The sequence below is a fragment of the Polaromonas sp. P1_F2 genome (assembly GCF_056405735.1).
The window spans coordinates 206,163-222,932 of the sequence record NZ_JBFUBN010000005.1 but is presented as its reverse complement, the minus strand read 5'-3'; the positions used below and the strand labels follow the sequence as shown (position 1 = coordinate 222,932).

General features: G+C 64.0%; 17 protein-coding genes. 13 read left to right on the top strand and 4 right to left on the bottom strand.

Annotated elements, in window-relative coordinates; translation table 11 throughout:
* Nucleotides 1-68 precede the first annotated feature (68 nt).
* Both AC1D0O_RS12635 and AC1D0O_RS12630 read right to left on the bottom strand, forming a co-directional pair.
* Nucleotides 69-1,226: a hypothetical protein gene (locus AC1D0O_RS12635; protein ID WP_477653861.1), complete on the bottom strand. Its 1,158-nt coding sequence runs from the start codon at nucleotides 1,224-1,226 to the stop codon at nucleotides 69-71.
* A 221-nt stretch (nucleotides 1,227-1,447) separates the two neighbouring features.
* Nucleotides 1,448-2,179: a helix-turn-helix domain-containing protein gene (locus AC1D0O_RS12630; RefSeq protein ID WP_477653860.1), complete on the bottom strand. Its 732-nt coding sequence runs from the start codon at nucleotides 2,177-2,179 to the stop codon at nucleotides 1,448-1,450.
* A 118-nt stretch (nucleotides 2,180-2,297) separates the two neighbouring features.
* Here AC1D0O_RS12630 and AC1D0O_RS12625 point away from each other — a divergent pair, with 118 nt between their 5' ends.
* The 12 genes from AC1D0O_RS12625 (at nucleotide 2,298) to AC1D0O_RS12570 (ending at nucleotide 14,238) form a co-directional block, all read left to right on the top strand.
* Nucleotides 2,298-3,191 (top strand): hypothetical protein, encoded by an 894-nt coding sequence (locus AC1D0O_RS12625; RefSeq protein WP_477653859.1) that lies wholly within the window; start codon nucleotides 2,298-2,300, stop codon nucleotides 3,189-3,191.
* A 14-nt stretch (nucleotides 3,192-3,205) separates the two neighbouring features.
* Nucleotides 3,206-5,164: an MFS transporter gene (locus tag AC1D0O_RS12620; protein WP_477653858.1), complete on the top strand. Its 1,959-nt coding sequence runs from the start codon at nucleotides 3,206-3,208 to the stop codon at nucleotides 5,162-5,164.
* Nucleotides 5,161-5,517, top strand: a complete 357-nt coding sequence (locus tag AC1D0O_RS12615; protein ID WP_477653857.1) for a DUF805 domain-containing protein — start codon at nucleotides 5,161-5,163, stop codon at nucleotides 5,515-5,517. The genes AC1D0O_RS12620 and AC1D0O_RS12615 overlap by 4 nt, the downstream gene beginning before the upstream one ends.
* 25 nt (nucleotides 5,518-5,542) lie before the next feature.
* Nucleotides 5,543-6,919, top strand: a complete 1,377-nt coding sequence (locus AC1D0O_RS12610) for an FAD-binding oxidoreductase (RefSeq protein ID WP_477653856.1) — start codon at nucleotides 5,543-5,545, stop codon at nucleotides 6,917-6,919.
* 14 nt (nucleotides 6,920-6,933) lie between these two features.
* Nucleotides 6,934-7,812, top strand: coding sequence for a methyltransferase domain-containing protein (locus tag AC1D0O_RS12605; RefSeq protein WP_477653855.1), 879 nt, complete (start codon nucleotides 6,934-6,936; stop codon nucleotides 7,810-7,812).
* Complete coding sequence (locus AC1D0O_RS12600) at nucleotides 7,809-8,846, top strand: hypothetical protein (protein ID WP_477653854.1); 1,038 nt, start codon at nucleotides 7,809-7,811, stop codon at nucleotides 8,844-8,846. Before AC1D0O_RS12605 ends, AC1D0O_RS12600 begins: the two co-directional genes overlap by 4 nt.
* On the top strand, nucleotides 8,836-9,855 hold the full coding sequence (locus AC1D0O_RS12595; protein WP_477653853.1) for an alpha/beta fold hydrolase: 1,020 nt from the start codon (nucleotides 8,836-8,838) through the stop codon (nucleotides 9,853-9,855). The genes AC1D0O_RS12600 and AC1D0O_RS12595 overlap by 11 nt, the downstream gene beginning before the upstream one ends.
* Before the next feature lie 124 nt (nucleotides 9,856-9,979).
* Entirely contained in the window at nucleotides 9,980-10,444 is a 465-nt protein-coding gene (locus tag AC1D0O_RS12590) for a YiaA/YiaB family inner membrane protein (protein ID WP_477653852.1), read from the top strand.
* Between the two features lie 27 nt (nucleotides 10,445-10,471).
* On the top strand, nucleotides 10,472-10,930 hold the full coding sequence (locus AC1D0O_RS12585; RefSeq protein WP_477653851.1) for a hypothetical protein: 459 nt from the start codon (nucleotides 10,472-10,474) through the stop codon (nucleotides 10,928-10,930).
* A 13-nt stretch (nucleotides 10,931-10,943) separates the two neighbouring features.
* Nucleotides 10,944-11,756 (top strand): DUF2145 domain-containing protein, encoded by an 813-nt coding sequence (locus tag AC1D0O_RS12580; protein ID WP_477653850.1) that lies wholly within the window; start codon nucleotides 10,944-10,946, stop codon nucleotides 11,754-11,756.
* 37 nt (nucleotides 11,757-11,793) lie between these two features.
* Nucleotides 11,794-12,822, top strand: coding sequence for a serine endopeptidase (locus AC1D0O_RS12575; RefSeq protein WP_477653849.1), 1,029 nt, complete (start codon nucleotides 11,794-11,796; stop codon nucleotides 12,820-12,822).
* Complete coding sequence (locus tag AC1D0O_RS12570) at nucleotides 12,823-14,238, top strand: FAD-binding oxidoreductase (protein ID WP_477653848.1); 1,416 nt, start codon at nucleotides 12,823-12,825, stop codon at nucleotides 14,236-14,238. It abuts the gene before it with no gap.
* 13 nt (nucleotides 14,239-14,251) lie between these two features.
* Here the strand turns inward: AC1D0O_RS12570 and AC1D0O_RS12565 are convergent, their stop codons facing one another.
* On the bottom strand, nucleotides 14,252-15,256 hold the full coding sequence (locus AC1D0O_RS12565; RefSeq protein WP_477653847.1) for an aldo/keto reductase: 1,005 nt from the start codon (nucleotides 15,254-15,256) through the stop codon (nucleotides 14,252-14,254).
* Nucleotides 15,257-15,483: 227 nt separating this feature from the next.
* Between AC1D0O_RS12565 and AC1D0O_RS12560 the strand changes: the two genes are divergently transcribed.
* On the top strand, nucleotides 15,484-15,957 hold the full coding sequence (locus AC1D0O_RS12560; RefSeq protein WP_477653846.1) for a hypothetical protein: 474 nt from the start codon (nucleotides 15,484-15,486) through the stop codon (nucleotides 15,955-15,957).
* On the opposite strand, the gene AC1D0O_RS12555 is transcribed toward AC1D0O_RS12560, so the two are convergent.
* Nucleotides 15,954-16,742, bottom strand: coding sequence for a C40 family peptidase (locus tag AC1D0O_RS12555; protein WP_477653845.1), 789 nt, complete (start codon nucleotides 16,740-16,742; stop codon nucleotides 15,954-15,956). The two genes, AC1D0O_RS12560 and AC1D0O_RS12555, sit on opposite strands and share 4 nt — an antisense overlap.
* Between the last annotated feature and the right edge of the window lie 28 nt (nucleotides 16,743-16,770).

Sequence of the window (16,770 nt, the reverse complement as noted above, 5' to 3'; positions counted from 1 at the left end):
TCCAGGGGACGGCGCCTGCAGCCCGGCAAAGCCGGTTCCGCGGCCCCGCTTGAAGTAGCCGTGCAGCGCTATAAAACCTGGGCTTCCAGTAATTCGACAGGATCGCCATAGCGCGCCGCCAGCGCCACCACAGCCGGGTCGCGCAGCGCGCACAAAAAGCCGTCCTTGATCAGGGTCTGTTCGCCGGCGGTGACGGTGCCGTCCAGCGTGATCAGGTCCATGTGCACCGGCGGCTCTTCCCAGTCGGGCATCACGCGGCGTATGTAGTCGCTGGGCTGGGCCAGGTCTATGCCGAAGTGCAGCGCGCCGGGCGCGTTCGAGCCGGCCGGGTAGACCGTGTGGCGCGGCGCCTTGGGATTGAAGCCGCAGCCGCCGCCTTCGATCATGCGGCCGCCCACCAGCATCTCGCGCAGGATCACCGCCTCTTCCGAGATGCCGTCGACCGAGGAAATCGTGTCGCCCTCAAAACGCACGGCGATTTTCTCCTCGAAGGGCTTGGCAAAACCGACCGCCCACTGCGGGTACAGCACGCCGGCCATGGGCACCACGGCCTTGAAGTCGTTCTTGACCGAGTTGTGGTCCCAGAGGTTGGGGCCGTGCGTCGGCAGGTAGTGCACATAGCAGCCGTCTTCCTCGGCCGTCATCTGGCCGCGCCAGCGATTCGTGGCCAGCTGGTTGGCGCGCATCTCCTGCGTGAAGCTGATGCGGAAATCGCTGCCGCGCGGGTCGGTAAAGCGCAGGTCGAAGTCGCCTTCCGTCGGGTAGCGGGCGGCCGTGCCGCGGATGATCTCGCCGATGAGGTCGACGGGAAAGCGAGCCTGCGGCGTGTGCAGCAAATCAAGATTGCGGAAATAAGTGATCTTGATCCAGCGCTGGCCGCCGCGGCGCAGGTTGATGCACAGCGGGTCCAGGATGGAGCAGAACCAGGTCGACACCACAAAGGTGGCTTTCTTCAGCATGGCATGCACTTCTTCCGGCACGGCCGTCACCTGCGTGCTCGGCTCCATATAGATACGCACTTCGGCGCCGCGTGATTTGGCGATGCCGATCACCGCATCGATCACGCGAGGGTCCAGCAAGGGGTCGGCCAGCATCAACACCCTGTCCCCCGGGCGTATCGCTATCACGCGCGAGAAGTTGTCCAGCGCCTGGAAAAAATACTTGGTGTCGGTCAGGTTGGCGGCCACGGGGGTGGGCAAGCCGACATAGGGGGAGGTGGGGTTCATCGCGGTTCCGGGGGTAATTGCATGCACAAAGGCCTTGTCTCGGCCCCATACCGCTGAATATTAGCAGTAAACGCGATATTTGCTTAGTTAGCTAATGTAATTGCATGCAATTTGCCGCGCATGGACATGCAAGTGGGGGCCGCAGGACTGGCTTTGCCAGACCACAGGCGCCGCCCCCTTGAGGGGGAACAGGCTACACGCAGTGAGCCTGGACGGGGGTGCTATCGACGGAGCACGGCAAAAGCCTCAAATTCCCAGCTGCGCATGGCCAGCAACAGGGTGAAGCCCTCCCGGTCCTTGTCGCCCAGCTTCTGGTCGGTCTGGTGCTGCTGGGCAAAATCCTGGGCCACACGCTGCATGCGTTCCAGGAAAGAGGGCGCCAGGCCGCGGCTGATGGAGCCGTGCACCAGCAGCAGGCCTTCGCCGTTGCCGTCGAAGCCGCCTGAAAAATAGTCGAGCAGGGCGTTGTCGCGGAAGTAATCCATCACCGGGCCGTGCGGGCGCCAGCGAAAGGTTTTGGCGAGCTTGAGCCGGTAGCGGTTCAGGGGTTTGAGTTCGATGATGCCGATGCGGTCCAGCTGCGCGAGGTATTTGATGCACTCGGCTTCCGAGAGGCGGTAGCTGCTGGTGATCTGCTCCAGCGTCCATTGCGACAGCACGCAGATGGCGGTCAGCAGCAGCTTTTTGTCGGCCACCACGGCTTTTTCCTGCGCCTCGGCCAGTTCGGCCAGCAGCGGCTGCGTGTCGGCGATGTGCCTGGCGAGGTCGGCAAAGTCGAGCTTGAGCGCGCGGCAGATCGCGTCGATGCGCGACAGCGGCATGTCCCCCTTGGCCAGCATGCGCTTGACGCTGGACTCGGCCATGCCCAGCTTGGCGGCCAGGTCGGCATAGGTCATGCGCGCGGCCTTGAGTTCTTTTTTGAGGACGGTGACGAGATCGGCGGTGGTGCTCATGGGTATCGATTATCGGTACTTTTAGTTCGAATTGGCTCCACCGCACTGAATTTTGATGCCGTAGTCAGGCCCACCCCGCACAGTGCGGCTCACCCATCCATAGACAAGGAGCTTCAGCATGCAGACCACCCCCTCCATTCTTCATCGCCGGGTTGAGCCGCTCCCGTGGCACGCGCGGCCGGCTGCCCTGGTCTGGCGCCGCGAATGCGCGCTCGCCGGTGTCTTCATTCTGCTGCTGGCGGCCGCGTTGCTGGGGCCTTCGGTGGCGCAGTCCGCGCATTACCACGCCTTTGCCGACCAGCGCAGCTGGGGCGGGCTGCCGCATGCGATGGACGTCATCAGCAACCTGCCCTTCGCCTTGTGGGGCATGGTGGGTATCTGGGCGCTGCTGCGGGCTGTGCGTGAGCGGGCCGTCAGCGCCGCGGCAGCGGCCACGGCGGGGCTTTTCTTCGGCGGCCTGTGGGTGACGGCGGCGGTCTCCGCGGCCTACCACCTGCAGCCCGGCGATGCCGGCCTGGCCTGGGACCGCGGCGGCATGGTGCTGGCGTTCGCCGGTTTGCTGGGCCTGGCGGCGATGCGGGCGGTCAGCACGCGCGCCGGGATGGCGCTGGCCACGGCCGTGCTGGTGCTTGGGCCGTTGTCGGTGCATGCCTGGGCGCTGACCGGCAATATGCTGCCCTGGGCCGTGCTGCAGGGAGGCGGCATGGTGCTGATCCTGGGCTTTGCCTGCCTGCGGCCCGCACAGGCACGGGAACTGCCGGTCCGCTGGGCACTGTTGATCGCAATCTATGCGCTGGCCAAGCTGCTGGAGCTGGGCGACCACGCGGTCTATGAATGGACGGGCGAGCTGGTGTCGGGCCACAGCCTCAAACATGTGGTGGCCGCCTTCGCCGCCTGGCCCGTGGTCTCGGCCCTGCTGGCCGCCCGCGAAAGCAAGGCAGAATCCGGTGCAGTAGCCAGAAAAAGAGCGGGCCCGTCGCCTCGGCGCGCAGCCCGCCGCACAACAACCTAAACGAGGAGTCAAGCATGAGTGTTGATAGCGCCGCACCGGTGTCGCCACCGCCTGTCCAGGGGCACCCGAACCAGTTCGCGCTGCTTAAGCAGCGCCGCTTCGCGCCCTTTTTCTGGACGCAGTTCGCCGGTGCGGCCAACGACAACCTCTTCAAGTTCGCCTTCACCGTGATGGTGACCTACCAGCTCAGCGTGAGCTGGCTGCAGCCCGCGATGGCCGGGTTGGTGATCGGTGCGCTGTTCATCCTGCCGTTTTTGCTGTTCTCGGCCACCAGCGGGCAACTGACCGACAAGTTCGAAAAAACGCGCGTCATCCGTTTCGTCAAAAACCTCGAAGTGGTGATCATGCTGATCGCGGCCTTCGGTTTCATGAGCAGCAACGCCAATGTCCAGATGCCGGTGCTGCTGGGCTGCACCTTCCTGATGGGCCTGCATTCCACGATCTTCGGCCCGGTCAAGTTCGCCTACCTGCCGCAGGCGCTCAACGAGCGCGAGCTGACGGGCGGAAACGGCATGGTCGAGATGGGCACTTTTGTGGCCATCCTGCTGGGCCAGGTCGTGGGCGGGCTGATGGTGGCCGTGCCCCAGGTCGGGCCTGACTACGTGGCGATGGCCTGCGTGGGCCTGGCCCTGGTGGGCCGGCTGGTCTCGCAGTTCATTCCGCTCACGCCCGCGACCGACCCGGATCTCAAGATCAACTGGAACCCGGTCACGGAAACCTGGCGCAACCTCAAGCTCGCCAGTACTAATCTGGTGGTGTTCCGCTCCATGCTGGGCATCAGCTGGATGTGGTTTTTCGGCGCGGTGTTCTTGAGCCAGTTCCCGAGCTTTGCCAAGGAAGTGCTGCACGGCAACGAACAGGTGGCGTCCCTGCTGCTGGTGGTGTTCTCCATCGGTATCGCCACCGGCTCACTGCTCTGCGAGGTGCTCAGCAAGCGCCACGTTGAAATCGGCTTGGTGCCGGTGGGCGCCATCGGCATGAGCGTGTTCGCGGTGGACCTGTATTTCGCCTCTCGCGGCTTGCCCGCCGTGGCCATCATGAGCGTGGGCGAATTCATGTCGCAGCATGCGCACTGGCGCGTCATGATCGATCTCGCGTTGCTGAGCCTGTTCGCGGGCCTGTACAGCGTGCCCATGTATGCGCTGATCCAGCTGCGCAGCCAGCCCACGCACCGGGCCCGCATCATTGCGGCCAACAATATTCTCAACGCGCTGTTCATGATCGTCAGCGCCATCCTGGCCGGCGGCTTGCTCAAGGCCGGCTTCAGCATTCCGCAGATTTTCCTGTTCGTGGGCCTGGCCAATGCGGTGGTGGCCTTCTACATCTTCATGCTGGTGCCCGAGTACCTGCTGCGCTTCATCGCGCTCATCGCCTCGCGCCTGGTTTACCGTTTCAAGATCACCGGCGACGACAACATCCCGGCGCAGGGCGCGGCCGTGCTGACCTGCAACCACGTGAGTTTTGTCGACCCGGTGCTGCTGATGGCCGCCAGCCCGCGCCCCATCTATTTCGTGATGGACCACCGCATCTTCAAAATGCCGGTGCTGGGCTGGCTGTTCCGCCTGGCCAAGGCCATCCCCATCGCACCGCGCACCGAAGACCCGGCGCTGTACGAGGCGGCTTTCGAGGCGGCCGCCAAGGTGCTGCGGGACGGCGACCTGCTGGCCATCTTCCCGGAAGGCGGCATCACCAAAAACGGCGAACTCCAGGCCTTCAAGGGCGGCATCATGAAGATCCTGGAAAACGCCGAGCGCGACGGGCTGCAGGTGCCGGTCGTGCCCATGGCGCTGACCAATCTCTGGGGATCGTTTTTCAGCCGCGTTGAAAGCGGGACCGCGATGGCCAAGCCTTTTCGCCGCGGACTGTTCAACCGTGTGGGGCTCAACGTCGGCGCCCCTGTGGCGGCTGGAAAAGTGACGCCCGAGGACCTGCAGGCCCAGGTGGCACAACTTCTGCATCAGGGAAATACATGAAATCACTGCAATTCTTCAAGGCAGGGGGGCGTTTGTCCCGCGGGGGCTTCTGGCTTCACGGCCTCATCGCCTGGGGCGTGTTCTACCTGGTGTGGAGCGCGCTCGGCAATTCCTCGGGGAGTGTCCTGACCTGGGTCATCAACCTGCCGGTGCTGGCGGCACTGGTGCTGATTTGCATCCGGCGGCTGCATGACCGCAATTACGCCGGTTGGTGGCTGTTGCTGGTTGCCGTTCCCGTGCTGGGGGCGCTTTGGCTGGTCTGGCAGCTTGCGCTCAGGCGCGGTGTTCCCGATGGCAACCGCTGGGGACCGGACCCGCTGCAGGCACGCGGCGACTACCTGGTGGTGCGCTAGGGTCCAGAAAAAAAGGGAGCGGGGGATGCAGCAAAACACATTGATCGTCAACGACGTCACCGGCTTGAACCCGGTGGCGGTCTGGGCCATCAGCAAGCCAAAAACCGTGGCCGATGTGGCCGACGCCATCCGCCGCACCGACGGGCCGCTTTCCGTGGGCGGCGGGCATTTCAGCATGGGCGGCCAGACCGCCAGCCCGGGCAGCCTGCACCTGGACATGCGGGACATGAACCAGGTGATCGCCTTCTTTCCGCAGGACAAGGTCATTCGCGTGCAGGCCGGCATTCGCTGGTGCGACATCCAGCGCTTCGTCGATCCGCACGACCTGGCCGTGAAGATCATGCAGACCTATGCCAACTTTACGGTCGGCGGCGCGCTCAGCGTGAACTGCCATGGCCGCTACATGGGCCTGGGCGCGGTGGTGATGTCGGTGCGGGAGATTCGGGTGGTGCTGGCCGACGGCAGCGTGCAGGATGCCTCGCCTTCCGTCAACCCCGAACTTTTTTATGCCGTGATCGGCGGCTACGGCGGTGTGGCGGTGATCGTCGAGGCCGAGCTGGACCTCGCGGACAACACCAAGGTCAAGCGCCTGGCCCGCAAGATGAGCGCGGCTGAATACATCAGCCATTTCAAGGCCAAGGTCAGGTACTTTCAGGACGCGGTTTTCCACAATGCCGACCTTTACCCGCCCCACTACCGCAAGGTGCGTTCGGTCACCTGGGCGCGCACCGACGAAGCCGCCACCGAGCCCAGGCGTTTGCAGCAAGGCGGCGAAACCTATCCCGTGAACCGCTATTTCGTGTGGGCCGTGACCGAAACCCCCCTGGGGAAATGGCGCCGCGAATACCTGATCGATCCCCTCCTTTACCTTTTTCGCAAAGTGCACTGGCGCAACTTCGAGGCGGGCTACGACGTGGCGGAGCTTGAGCCGGCTTCGCGCAAGCACACCACCTATGTGCTGCAGGAGTACTTCATCCCGGTGGAACGTTTTGACGACTTCGTGCCGATGATGGCGGAAATCCTGCAGCGCTATCGTGTCAACGCGCTCAATGTGTCGGTGCGGCATGCGCGGCCCGATCCCGGGACCTTGCTGGCCTGGGCCAGGGGCGAGACCTTTGCCTTTGTCCTTTATTACAAGCAGCGCACCCGGGACAGCGCGATCAACCGCGTCTCGGTCTGGACGCGTGAGCTGATTGATGCGGCCATCGGCGTCGGCGGCAGTTACTACCTGCCCTACCAGCCGCATGCAACGGCCGAGCAGTTCCATGCCGCCTATCCGCGGGCAAAGGAGCTGTTCGCGCTGAAACGCAAGCTCGATCCGCAGTTCCGCTTACGCAATGTGCTCTGGGACAAATACTACGCGCCCACCTTGAACCCCACATCGAACGACTCCAACACCTGAACGACAGGGCTTCCATGACTACCTCCCCATCCGCCTCGGAATTTCGCGCCGTTTTCAGCGCCACTCGCTGGCACGACGGTTTTTACAAGTTCCTGCAGAACATCTACCGCCTTTATCCCGAGGACCGGTTTCACACGCTGATCAAGAACACCTCGGCCGAACTCGACAACGATGAGGCCATTTACCGCAGGCTCCAGCGCGAGTTGCCGAAGATCAAGCCCTTCATGGCGGACCTGACCTTGGCGCTGCCGGCGCTCTTCAAGCAGAAGAAGGAAATGGCCGACCAGACCCAGCGGCTCCTGGGCGAGAAAAAGCAGATTGACGGTTATGTGGAGATCGGCTCCACCGGCCGCTACATCAGTGAACTGAAAAAGCGGATCAAGGTGAGCGGCCCCATTACCCTGGTGAATGACGCGGCGCCCACCAACTCACCGGTTGACATCGCCGAGCGCGGTGGGCTGTTCAAGATCGGCGGCTTCGTGCCGATGAACGACTATGACCCGCTGCCGGCGAGCCTTCCCGATGCCAGCGTTGACGTGGTGACCTGCTACATCGGCCTGCACCACTGCCCGCTGGACAAGCTCGATGCATTTGTCGGCTCCATCGTACGTGTGCTTAAACCCGGCGGCATGTTCATCCTGCGCGACCATGACGTGACGACACCCGAAATGTTTACCTTTGTCTCGCTGGTGCACACCGTCTTCAATGCCGGCCTGAACGGCGCATGGGAGGCCAACCAGCGTGAACTGCGCTACTTCCGGCCGGTCGCCGAGTGGGTGGCTTACCTCGGCGAACGCGGCTTGCGGGACAGCGGCAAGCGCGAGCTGCAGGCCCACGATCCTTCCGACAACGTGCTGCTGGCGTTCACCAAAACCGGCGGGGCCGGCGCATGAGGCGCTGGCTGCGCAATCTCGCGCTTGCGGGCGCCTTCGCCGCGCTGGCCGGTGTGGCGCCGGCCGCCGGCCCGGCGCCGGCAGCGGGGGCCGAGCACGTGCGCGGCGTCGAGCAGACGCTGCTCACTTACCCCGAGTGGTTTCTGGTCTTCAGCCCTTACGAATACGGCGAGTTCATAGGCGCCAGCGCACCCAGCCGCTTTCCTTTTTACGGCCATATCGGCCAGTTCTGGGAAAGCTACAAGGCCGTCTTTGACGAGACGCGCCGCCGGGGGCTTGAGCTCAACGCCGGCTACCACCTGATGATCATGGTGATAGGCACCAGCACGACGGTGGAGTATGCGATCAAGTCGGCATATGAAACGCTTATCGGGCGGCTCGCCGAATCGCTGGGCGGGCGGTCCACACCCGAGGACAGGCATGCGGCCGGCGTTGCGCAGGATTATGTGAGGTTCATCCGTGTGGAACCCTGGTACCTGTATGACTTCGACAAGGCGCTGGCGGTTCTCTGGCGCGATGTGCCGCTCACGGGGCCGGACATGGTCCGCAAGTGGGAGCGCCGCTTTGCGCTCACGACCGAATACACGGTCAAGGCGGCTTATGCCCGGCTGATCAAGCTGGGCACGCAGACGATTTACGACGCGCCCTTGCCGGTCACGGCCGTGGTGGCCAAACCGGTGCCGCAGGCCGACGCCGCGCTGCCGGCGCTCAAGGTGCTGTCGCCGAAACTCGACGGCTCGGCTTTGCTGACCGTTCCCCGCTATGAGGCTTTCATGGGCTATGCGCAGGCGATGGCGGCGCAAGGCGTCAATTTCAGCGAGATCGCGGGCAATGATTCATTTATCCTGGTCAGCCTGCTGGCGCCCGGCGACTGGGAACCCGCCAGCCCGGCCGTGCCGCTGCTGAGGCAACCCATCCTCACGCGGCCCGGCATCCAGCGGGTGGTGTTAACGGTGCCCGTGGCGCAGCTGGCCGAGTCGCTGCGCCGGTGGCAAGCCGGCAAACTGCAGGTGGAGCACATTTTTGACTACTAGGCGGCGCGAGCCGAAGCCGGCGCGCCGCTGGTTTTTTTACCCCTGGCGCGCTTTTGTTGTGCTGGTGGCCTCCCTGTTGTTGGTCGTGGCTTTTTCCTGGGCGCGCATGCTGTGGGTCGAGGAGCGCAGCCCGCGCCAGGCCGCGCCCGCGCAAGGGCGCTGGCTGCATGCCCATGATGTCGAGCTTTACGTGCAGGAGTTCGGCGATCCGGCCGCGCCGCCGCTGGTCCTGACCCATGGCACCGGCGCCTGGAGCGGCACCTGGGACCAGAACGTGCAGGCCATGGCCGCCGCCGGCTACCGCGTCATTGCGGTAGACCTGCCGCCGTTCGGGTTCAGCACGCGGCCTGCCGCGCGCGATTACAGCCGCGGCGCGCAGGCGCGCCGCATCATCGGCCTGATCGACGCGTTGAAGCTCGGCCCGGTGACGCTGCTGGGCCACTCCTATGGCGGCGGGCCCGCGGCCGAAGCCGCCATGCTGCAGCCCGACCGCGTGCGCCATCTCATCCTTGTCGATGCGGCGATCGGCCTGGTGGAGCATCCCGCGCCGGCGAAAAGCGGCGGCGCGGCGGCAAGCCTTTTCGGCATCCGCCCGCTGCGCACGGCGCTCATTGCCACGGTGGGAACCCAACCGCTGTTCAGCGAATTCTGGCTGCGCAAGTTCGTGGCGCGCAAGGAAGTCGTCACGCCCTCGCGCACGGCGATTTATCGCCGGCCTTTTGTCCTGGACGGCTTCAGCGCCAGCCTGGGCGACTGGGCCGAGCAGTTCGGCGGTGAAAGCGGAAAGTCCATGAGCGAGAGGCCCGAAGGCTTTCGCAAGCTGTCTGTGCCGCTGACGCTGGTCTGGGGGCAGGAGGACACGATTACGCCGCTTTCCCAGGCCCGGACCCTGCAGCAACTCGCCCCCGGCTCGAGGCTGTGGGTCCTCCCCGGCGTCGGGCATATTCCGCAAATCGAGGATCCGGCCCTGTTCAATCTGCGTATGGCCGAGGTGCTGAAGCGGCCCTAGGGCGGTAAACAGGTATCGAAATTCAATACCTTTAGGGCTATTTTTTGAGAACTGTATTGTTGTTTGCATGATTTCCGGGGGGCGGGCCGCACAGTGGCGACACCTCAACAACCGCAAGGTTTTTATGCAGACGCTGATACACCGTGACTCCAAGCCCTGGCAATTGCAGGTCTGGGCATCTTTCCTGATCGCCGTTTTCCTCTGTGCCGTGGGCCTGTCGTGGCTGCCCGGCAAGGACCTGGACCGCGCCTTCATGGTCATGGGTTATTTCTTCTGCCTGTCGGCCGCCTTTGTGCTGGCCAAGTATGTGCGTGACCAGGAGCAAAGCAGGGCCGAAGGCAAGCTGGCCGACACGCCCATGTTCAAGCTGGTGGTGTGGGGCGGCTTCTTTCTGGCCATGTCGCTGACCGGCTGGGGCCTGTGGCGCATGGAGATCAACGAAACCTACAAGGCCTTTCTGGGCGTGAGCTGGCTCTACCTGATTACCTGCAGCTTCACGCTGGCCAAGACCCTGCGCGACCGCCATGAGGCCGATCTCAGCGAGGCCCGCCTGGGCCGTGCCGCCCGCAGCCACGCGGCCAATGAATAAATCCAGCACACGGAACAAGGAGTCATCATGAAAAATCGATTAGCCACATATTTGGTCGCCGCCGGCCTCACCCTGGTGGGAAGCGCCGCCTCGTTCAGCGCACATGCGCAATCCGAGGCCTCGGCCCTGAGCGCCGTGTCGGCCCTGCCGGTGGCGTCCGTTGTGGTCGGCGCCAGCGCTGCCGCAGGCGCCGTGGTGGCCATTCCGGTCGTGTTGTCCACGGCGGGTACGGTGCTGGTGGTCAAGGCCGTGGAAAGCACGGCCCGCGGAACCCTGTACGTGCTGGAGCGCGCCTCCGACGGCGCGCGTGCCAGCATCGAGGTGGTGGGCAGGGGTGTGGCGGGCGTGTCCATGGTGGCCGGGACGGTGGTGGTGGTCAGCGTGGTGGGTGCGGGTGTGGTGCTGTCGGCAGCGGGGGAGGCGATCGCCTTTATTCCCAATGCGTTGGGCAGAGCCTTGTTGCACAACGAACGCCTGACGCAGTAAACGGCGCCACACCATGAAAATCTTCAAATCCCTTTTGCCCTTGTTGCTCGCGGCTGCTGTCTTCGGCACGGCGCCTGCCGCCCATGCCGGGCGTTCCTGCGAAGCCCGCAAGACCACGCCCCAGACCGTCGAGCGCGCCATGGTGCTGGCCGAGAAAACCCTGGCCTCCCTCAACGCCAGCGGCGAAAAAGTCGTGCTGCTGGCACGCGCCGGGCAAGACCTCACCAAATACGGCGTGCGCTATTCGCACCTGGGATTGGCCTACCAGCTGCCCGACGGGCAGGGTGGCATGACCTGGCGCGTGGTGCACAAGCTCAATACCTGCGGCACCAGCGACTCGGCGGTTTACCGCCAGGGGCTGGGTGAGTTTTTTCTCGACGACCTGTGGCGCTTCGAGGCGGCTTGGGTCGCGCCTTCGCCGCAAGCGCAGGACCAATTGCTGGCGCTGCTGCAAGACCCGGCGCGGCTCACAACCATGCACCACAAGCCCTACAGCATCGTGAGTTATGCCTGGGGCCGCAAATACCAGCAGTCCAACCAGTGGGCCATTGAAACCCTGGCCGCCGCCGTGGAGCCCGGCGTGACAACGCGCGAAAAAGCGCAGGCCTGGCTGCAGTTCAAGGGCTACGAGCCCACGGCGCTCAAGCTCGGTCCCTTGACCCGGCTGGGCGGGCGCATGACCGCTGCCAACGTCGCCTTTGACGACCACCCCGACAGCAAGCGCTTTTCCGACCGCATCGAAACCGTCACGGTGGACTCGGTCTTTGACTGGCTGCAACGGGCCCGCATGACGGACGGAAAGCCCGTGACGGTCGTCAAGCTGTGATCCGCGCGCCCGTCATCCCCATGAAACGGAGATAAGCATGGCCAATACTTTGCGATTGACGGAAAAATGGATGCACCGCGGCCTCTGGCTGGTGGCGTTTGTGTTCGCCGGCTTCCTGACAGGGCTGGGCGGCACCGTGGTGGGCGACCTGCCCAAGGTCGAGAAGCAGCTTTCGCTCGACGACTACATGGATTCGAATGCCAGCACCGCGCTGCGTAACGCCATCAAGGTCGCCGAGCGCGCCGGGCAGGATGCGCAGACAGCGCTCGAGCAGGCCCAGCTCAAACGCCGGGTGGCGCAGGCCGACTCGGCCGCGGCCCGTGAAACCTTTAACAACTGGCTGTCCACCCGGCACGCCACGCAGCTGGCTGACCAGGACCCGGAACTGCTGTCGCGCACGCGGGCGCTGGATGCGCTCAAAGACCGCGAGCGCGCGGCCGGCGTCGCCGTCGAGGCCCAGCAGCAGGCCGCGCTCGATGCGCGCCAGGGCGCGGCACGTGAGCGCCGCAAGCTCAGGGAGATGGAGGATGCCGCGCAAGTGCTGCTCAACGCGGAATACCGGCGCGTGGAACTGCGCGTCTTTTTGTACCGCCTGGCCCTGACGCTTCCGCTGCTGGTGGCGGCCGGCTGGCTGTTCGCGAAAAAGCGCAGAAGCGCCTATTGGCCTTTCGTCTGGGGCTTTATCTTCTTCGCGCTGTTCGCTTTTTTTGTGGAGCTGGTGCCTTACCTGCCAAGCTACGGCGGTTATGTGCGTTACATCGTGGGCATCGTCGTCACCGCGCTGGTGGGTCGCCAGGCCATCATCGCGCTGAACCGCTACCTCGAAAAGCAGAAGCTGGCCGAGCAACTGCCCGATGCGCAGCGCCGCGAGGAACTAAGCTACGACACGGCGCTCACGCGGCTGTCAAAAAGCGTGTGCCCGGGCTGCGAGCGGGCCGTGGACCTGAAAAATCCGGAGATCGATTTTTGTCCGCACTGCGGCATTGGCCTGTTCGACCATTGTGCGAAGTGTTCGACGCGCAAGAGCGCCTTCGCCAGGTTTTGCCACGCTTGCGGTGCCGGCTAGATGCGCTTCGATCCATCGCGCAGGAGGGCGTTGTCGGCTATTGCCGGCGGCGCGGCGCTGGCGCAGCTGAATGCCGAGGCAAAGTGTCCGGCCGATCCGCTGAGTGTGTGCAATGTCACCCACCTCAGTTCGGTGAAGACGGCTGAAATCGCGGAAATCCGGGGAACCGATGACGTCCGGCAGGCCTTGAAAAAATGGCAAGGCCAGGTGAGCGTTGGTGGCGGCAGGTTCAGCATGGGAGGGCAGACCGCCATTCAAGGCGGTTTGCAGCTGGATATGCGCGCGATGAACGGCGTGGTGAAAGTCGACCCCGCCAAACGGATCGCCAGGGTCCAGGCGGGAATGCGATGGCGCGACCTGCAGGCGATCATCGACCCGCAGGGGCTGTCGATCCAGACCATGCAGAGCTACGCCAGTTTCACGGTGGGAGGCTCGGTGTCGGTGAACTGCCATGGGCGTTATGTCGGGCACGGGTCTGTCAGCCGTTCCGTCCGGGCCTTGCAGATGGTCTTGCCTGACGGCGAGGTGATTGAGGCCAGCAGGCAAACTCATTCAGAACTTTTTCATGCCGCCCTGGGCGGGTACGGGGGAGTCGGGGTCATCACGGAAGTTGAGCTCAATCTCGACGAAAACTTCCGGATAGAAAGATCGACGAGCCGCGTTCCCATTGAGGACTATCCGGACTGGTTTCGCGAAAAAGTCCTGTCCAACCCGAATGCGTTATTGCACAACGCCGATTTATTCCCGGACCGGTTTGACCGTCCGCATTGCGTCACATGGTCACGGACCGACAAGCCCTTGACCGTTGCTGAGAGGTTGACGCCGCCGGGCCGCCCCTACATCAAAGAGAAACTTTTCTTCTGGGCCATGACGGAGTTGCCTGGCGGGGCTTCGCTTCGCGAAAAAGCCGCTTCCATCGAGGACAAGCCGGCCGTGGTGTGGCGCAACTACGAGGCCAGCCTTGATGTTGCGCAGCTTGAGCCCGCAAGCCGGGATTTTTCAAGCTATGTTTTGCAGGAGTACTTTGTCCCGGAGCGCCACTTCGCAAGCTTCGCGCGAAAGATGTCCAGCCTGTTGCAATCGACCCCCACGGGCGCGGTGAATGTCTCAATACGCCACACCCCGGCTGACCGCGCGGTGTTGATGGCTTGGGCCAGGCAGGATGTGTTTTCCTTCGTGATTTACTATAAACAGGGCGTGTCGTTCCATGCGCAGCAACACGCCGGGCAATGGACCCGTTCAATGATCGACATGGCACTGTCGCATGAAGGCAGCTACTACCTGCCGTACCAGCTGCATGCGACGCAGGAACAATTTCTTCGTGCTTACCCGCAGGCACCCAGGTTCAACGCGCTGCGGCAACAGATCGGGGCATCGCGGTTCACGAATACCTTATGGTCGCAGTACCGGATCTGAGGCCAATGCCGGCTCAGGGAAGGGCGCGGCCGAAGAAGGGGTAGCCCGGGTCGTTGTAGCCGTGGCTGGACGCGTGGCCGGGCACCACCAGCTCGTTGACAAAGGCTTCGTCGCCCTTGTCCAGCACCAGGTCCACCGCGCCGTACACGTCTTCCAGATGCGGCAGCGTGCGCGGCCCGACGATGACGGAGCCGACCAGCGGGTTGGCCAGCACCCAGGCCGCGGCGAACTGGCCGGGGACCTGGCCTTTGGCTTCGCAGCGCGCCTTGATCTTCTGTGCGATCACCAGGGACTCTTCGCGGAACTCGGTTTCCAGGATGCGCTTGTCGCCGCTGCCGGCACGCGTGCCTTCGGCCGGCGGCTGGCCGGGCGGGTATTTGCCGGTGAGCACGCCGCGCGCCAAGGGGCTGTAGGGCACCACACCCAGGCCGTAGTGGCCGCAGGCCGGCAGGATCTCGACTTCCGGGCTGCGATTGAGCAGGTTGTAATAAGGCTGGCACACGGCGGGTTGCGGCACGCCCAGTTCTTTGCACAGCCGCACCACCTCGGCGATGCGCCAGCCGCGGAAGTTGGACAACCCAAAGCTGCGCAGCTTGCCCGCGCGTATCAAATCACCGAGCGCGCGCACCGCCTCCTCGAGGTTCTCCTCATGGTAGTCGCGGTGCAGGTAGAGGATGTCCAGGTAATCGGTCTGCAGCCGGGCCAGGATGGCGTCGGTCTGCTGGATCAGCCAGCGGCGCGAATAATGGCTTTCGTTGATGTTCTCGCTGACCGCGTTGCCCAGCTTGCTGGCCAGCACCCAGTGCTGCCGCTGGCCGGCCAGCAGCTTGCCCACGTCTTTCTCGGACTGACCCTGGTTGTAGACGTCGGCCGTGTCGATGAAGTTGAGCCCGTGCTCACGGGCCGAAGCCACGATGCGCGCCGCGTCCTCAAATGGCGTCTGCTTGCCGAACATCATGGTGCCCAGGCACAGGACGGAGACTTTGAGGTTGCTGTTTCCAAGGCGGCGGTATTGCATGGTCTTTACGGCAGAAAAGTGGTGGATGGCTTGATGGTGCCTGAGCCTGGATCTTTACGCTGTGCGTCGGCTATTTGGCGGGTGGCTGGTATCTGGAATTTCGGTGAAGTATCTGATTTTGATCCTTTTCGTATCTTTTTGATGTTCTTGTATCTTTCAATGCAACCTTTTGGGCTGACCACCACACACTGCGGCCACAAGCATGTGCTTGGGCCTTCGGGTTATGTATGAAGATTGATTCCTCCCTGTTTTCCCTGTCACGCCTGACGCGCCGCACGGCTCTGGCCGCCGCGGTGCTGGGCGCCACGGCTCTGACGGGCTGCTATGTTGTGCCGGTCCAGCCCGGCCATCCGCCGGTCACTTCCACGGTGTACGTCACGCCGGCCATGCCGGCCAGCACCACCTTCGCGGCGCGGCTCTATCCGTCGAATGATGCCGCCCAAGCCTACGGCATGGTGGGCGCGGTGGTGACCAACGACATGAACGGGCGCGGGACCTTCACCACCAATATCAACGGTGAGAGTTTCAATGGGGAAGCCACGCGCATTGCGGGTTCATCCGTGCGCGAAGGCGTCGCCAACGGATCCGGCAGCCGCGGCAACTACATCAGTTGCCGCTACCAGATGAACTCATCCACCATGGGCACCGGGCAGTGCAAGCTGTCCAACGGCGCGCAGTTCACCATGCACGTGGGCGGTTAACGCTCCAGCTGCTCCGCAGCCACCACCTGCGGAGCGGCCTTGAGGTGGCCCACATAGCGCAGCGGCTTGTGAATCATGATGGAGGGCACGTCGCCCTCCCGCATGTGCAGCAGGTCGCCGGGGTTGATCAGGCGCGGGTCGGCGTCGGTGAGCGGCAGGCCCGCGCTGCGATAGGCCTCCAGGATGAACTGGGAGCAGAAGAACTGGTCGTTGCGCCCCAGGCCCAGCTGCACGGCCGCGATGCCGCGTATGCAGAAGTCGCGCACCATGGACGGCACCAGCGGCAGCTCGCACATGCGCCGCTCCAAAGCGAACGGGGCCTGCAGCATCACACCGACGTAGTTGTATTTCTGGCCTTCGTGGCTGGCCACAAAGGTGTTGATCTTGACGGCCTGCCCGGCCGTGAGGTCGGGGTGGCGAAAAGCCACCACCGTCGCTTCGTCTTGCAGCAGGGCATCCACGCTGCGGATGCGTATGCCCGATCCCACGGCTTCGGCGATCTGCCGGTTGCCCATGTAGACCGCCGCGTGGCTCACGGGCGACAGCGTGATCAGGCGGATGCCGACGGAATTCAGGCCGTTTTCGGCCGTGAGGATGATGTCGCCCGGCAGCAGCGCGTCGGCGGCGACCAGTTCCCCGCCGTTGCCGGGGTTGAGCGCCATGTTCTGGAAACCCAGCGTGGGTGCGCCGCTGGTTTCATGCGGCTTGATGGCCGTGGCGCAACCGCTCAGCGCCAGCATGGCCACCAGGGCCAACGCCCCTGCAAGTCTCTTGAATCGGGGCATGGGTGTTTCCTCTTGAAGTTTGCCGGGG